Raw genomic sequence first — 3,671 nt, forward strand, 5'->3', positions numbered from 1 at the left:
GCGTGTGGCAGCTGGCGGAGCATGTCGGGCTGTCGGGCGTGCTGACCACGGTCTGCTTCGCCATGACGCTGGCGCGCATGGCACCGGCGCGCATCCCTGCCCGTGTTCGCATCCCCACCAACGCGGTCTGGGCCACGGTGGTGTTCGCGCTGAACATTTTTGCGTTCATCTTCATCGGGTTGCAGATCCGCCCCATCCTGATGGCGCTGGAGCCGTCGGCGCGAACGCAATACCTGCTGGTGGCCGCCGCCGTGCTGGTTACCGTCATCGTCGTGCGCGTCGCCTGGCACATGTCCTTCAACGCCGCGATCCGCTGGCGTGACCACCGCCACGGCTTCAATCCGCCGCGGCCGATGCTGCGGCCCAGCGTGGGCAGCGGCCTGGTGATCTCCTGGGCGGGCATGCGCGGCATCGTCACGCTCGCGGCGGCGCTGGCGCTGCCCGAAGGCTTTCCGGCCCGCGACCTGATCGTGCTGACGGCCTTTCTCGTGGTGCTGGGCACGCTGCTGATCCAGGGGCTGACACTGAAGCCTTTGCTGCGCGCGCTCAATCTGAAGGACGGCGACCCGGTGGCGCATGAAGAGCATGCCGCGCGCCAGCGCATGCTGGAGGCCGCCTTTGAGCAACTGCCCGCAGACAGCTCCGCCGCCGTGAGCCTGGTGCGCAAGAACCTGAAGATGCACCTGGGCCGGCCGCTGCATGACAGCGGCAGCCCGTTCGCTTCATTCGGTGCCGAGTACGACAACAGCTACCGCGCCGCGCTGCAGGCGGCCCGGCAGGTGCTGCTGGCCATGCGCGACGCCGGCGAGATCGGCGACGACGCCTTCCACACGCTGGAGAACGATCTGGATTGGCTGGAGGTGTCGGATCCGCTGCGGGCGGCGAATGCCGATGCGACGGAGTAGATGCGACGAAGTAGGGGTGATCGATTGAGGATGCCGTCTTCAACGAACCTGGACTCGACCCGGCACCGCGGCGTAGGATGATTTTTGCCTTGCCGGCCGAGCCACGGCGACAAGTTCATTGTGTTTGGCTTTGACGGAGAGTCATATGGGCTATCACTTGGAAGGTCGTCTGCTGGAGGTTTGCAACTGCAACGTGCTGTGTCCCTGCTGGATCGGCGAGGACCCAGACAACGGCACCTGCGACACCATCGTCGCCTGGCGCATCGACAAGGGCGTGATCGACGGCGTGGACGTCGGCGGCAACACCATCGCGGCCGTGGCCCACGTCCCCGGCAACATCCTCAAAGGCAACTGGACCGCCGCAATCTTTGTCGATGACAAGGCCTCGGCGGCGCAGGAGGCGGCCCTGCTCAAGGTCTACACGGGCCAGGCCGGCGGGCCGGTCGCCGATCTCGCTGCCCTCATTGGCACGGTGGTGTCGGTCGAGCGGGCCCCCATCAAGTTCACCGTGCAAGACGGCAAGGGCATCCTCGAGATCGGCACGAATTACTACGCCGAACTCGAGCCCTATCGCGGTGCGATGGGTGGGCTGACGACCTTGTCCGACACCGTGTTCTCGACGGTGCCGGGCGCGCCGGTGTTTGTCGGCAAGGCCCCGACCTACCGCTCCAAGAACCCGGCACTGGGCATCGATCTCGATCTCAAGAACCACAACGCGCTGCAGAGCACCTTCGTCTTCGACGCATGAGCGCCGCGCCGGGCCGCCCCAAGCAAGCTCGCTCCCGCTTGGCGGGAGTGAGCCCGGACATGGGATGCCCTGTGGGCATCCCATGCCTGGCGAACGCCTGGCCGCGCTGTCGGCCAGGCAAGGCCGCAGGCCGACGGGTGCACCAATGAGCTTCACCGTCATCATCCCCGCGCGCCTGGCATCGACGCGGCTGCCGAACAAACCGCTGGCCGACATTGCCGGCCTGCCGATGATCGTGCGCGTGGCGCGCCGCGCGGCCGAGTCCGGTGCCAGCCAGATCGTCGTGGCGACCGATGCGCCCGAAGTCGCGGCCGCCTGCGCCACCCACGGTGTGCGCGCGCTGATGACGCGGGCCGACCATCCGTCCGGTAGTGACCGTCTCGCCGAAGCCGTCGAGCAGCTCGGGCTGGCTGACGACGCCGTTGTCGTCAACGTGCAAGGTGACGAACCGCTGATCGCACCGGCCATGATCGACGCCTGCGCACTGATGCTGGCCGCCCAGGCCGACTGCGTGATGGCCACCGTCGCGCATGCGCTGACCGATCCTTCTGAGTTCGCGAACCCGAATGTCGTCAAGCTGGTCACCGACAAGGCCGGCCGTGCGCTGTATTTCTCACGCGCGCCCATCGCCTGGTGGCGCGACGGCGGCGGCCAGCCCAACGGCGCGCTGCGCCATGTCGGCCTGTATGCCTACCGCGCCGGCTTCCTGCGTCGCTTCCCCACGCTGGCCGTCAGCCCCCTGGAGCAGATCGAGTCGCTGGAGCAGTTGCGCGTGCTCTGGCACGGCGAGCGCATCGCCGTGCACGTGAGCGACGAGCGGCCCGGCCCCGGCGTGGACACGCCCGAGGATCTGGAGCGCGTGAGGCGTCTCATCGAGGGTTGACGCGGGTCTGCGGCGTCAGGCTCAGATAAGGCCGCATGCGATACTCGACCGCTGATTTATGCAGGACTTTTTCACAGTCCTGACGAGACGAGGAGACCCATGCGATTGATCCTTCTGGGCGCGCCAGGCGCCGGCAAAGGCACCCAAGCTGCCTTCATCTGCAAGCAATTCAGCATTCCGCAGATCTCCACCGGTGACATGCTGCGCGCCGCTATCAAGGCCGGCACACAAATGGGCCTGGCCGCCAAGGCCGTCATGGATTCGGGCGCCCTCGTCAGCGACGACATCATCATCGGCCTCGTCAAGGARCGCATYGCCCAGGACGACTGCGCCAAGGGTTTCCTCTTYGACGGCTTCCCGCGCACCATCCCTCAGGCCGATGCAATGAAGGCTGCCGGCGTCAAGCTGGATTACGTGCTCGAGATCGACGTGCCCTTCGACGCCATCATCGAACGCATGAGCGGCCGCCGCGTGCATGTGGCCTCAGGCCGCACCTATCACGTCAAGTTCAATCCACCCAAGGTCGAAGGCAAGGACGACGAGACCGGCGAGCCGCTGGTCCAGCGGGAGGACGACAAGGAAGAGACGGTCAAGAAGCGCCTGGATGTCTATTCGGCCCAGACCCGGCCTCTGGTCGACTACTACTCGCAGTGGGCCGCCACGGGCGATGCCAATGCACCCAAGTACCGCCGCATCGAAGGCGTCGGTTCGGTCGACGACATCATGAAGAAGGCCCTGGCCGCGCTGGCCTGAGCGTTCTCACCCCAAGAACAAGCCGCGGCGCGCATGCCCCGCGGCTTTTTTGTCGTCCACAATTGACGTTTACGTCAACCGTTCCCCATACCCAGGAGATCCTCATCATGGAAATTGCAGGCAAGGTGTTCATCGTCACCGGCGGCGCCTCGGGCCTCGGTGAAGGCACGGCCCGCATGCTGGCGGCCCACGGTGCCAAGGTCGTCATCGCCGATCTGCAGGCCGAACGTGGCCAGGCCGTGGCCGCCGAGCTCGGTGGCCTCTTCGTCAAATGCGACGTCAGCCAGGAGGCTGATGGCCAGGCTGCCGTCGCTGCAGCCACGGGCCTGGGCAAGCTGGTCGGCCTCGTCAACTGCGCCGGCATCGCGCCGGCCATCAAGAC

The 3,671-nt window shown here is 66.5% G+C and carries 5 protein-coding genes; all 5 read left to right on the forward strand.

Annotated features, from left to right (window positions below):
- Positions 1–905, forward strand: a 905-nt coding sequence (locus tag AC1DU6_RS23430) for a cation:proton antiporter domain-containing protein (protein ID WP_477859978.1), incomplete at its 5' end; no start/stop codon positions are given.
- Positions 906–1,050: 145 nt separating this feature from the next.
- On the forward strand, positions 1,051–1,653 hold the full coding sequence (locus AC1DU6_RS23435; protein ID WP_457323038.1) for a DUF1326 domain-containing protein: 603 nt from the start codon (positions 1,051–1,053) through the stop codon (positions 1,651–1,653).
- Positions 1,654–1,798: 145 nt separating this feature from the next.
- Positions 1,799–2,536, forward strand: coding sequence for a 3-deoxy-manno-octulosonate cytidylyltransferase (kdsB, locus tag AC1DU6_RS23440; protein WP_457324281.1), 738 nt, complete (start codon positions 1,799–1,801; stop codon positions 2,534–2,536).
- A gap of 99 nt (positions 2,537–2,635) precedes the next feature.
- Positions 2,636–3,289, forward strand: coding sequence for an adenylate kinase (gene adk, locus AC1DU6_RS23445; protein ID WP_477859980.1), 654 nt, complete (start codon positions 2,636–2,638; stop codon positions 3,287–3,289).
- 107 nt (positions 3,290–3,396) lie between these two features.
- On the forward strand, positions 3,397–3,671 hold a 275-nt coding region (locus AC1DU6_RS23450; RefSeq protein ID WP_477859982.1), incomplete at its 3' end, for an SDR family NAD(P)-dependent oxidoreductase.

This window comes from Roseateles sp. P5_B10 (assembly GCF_056400485.1).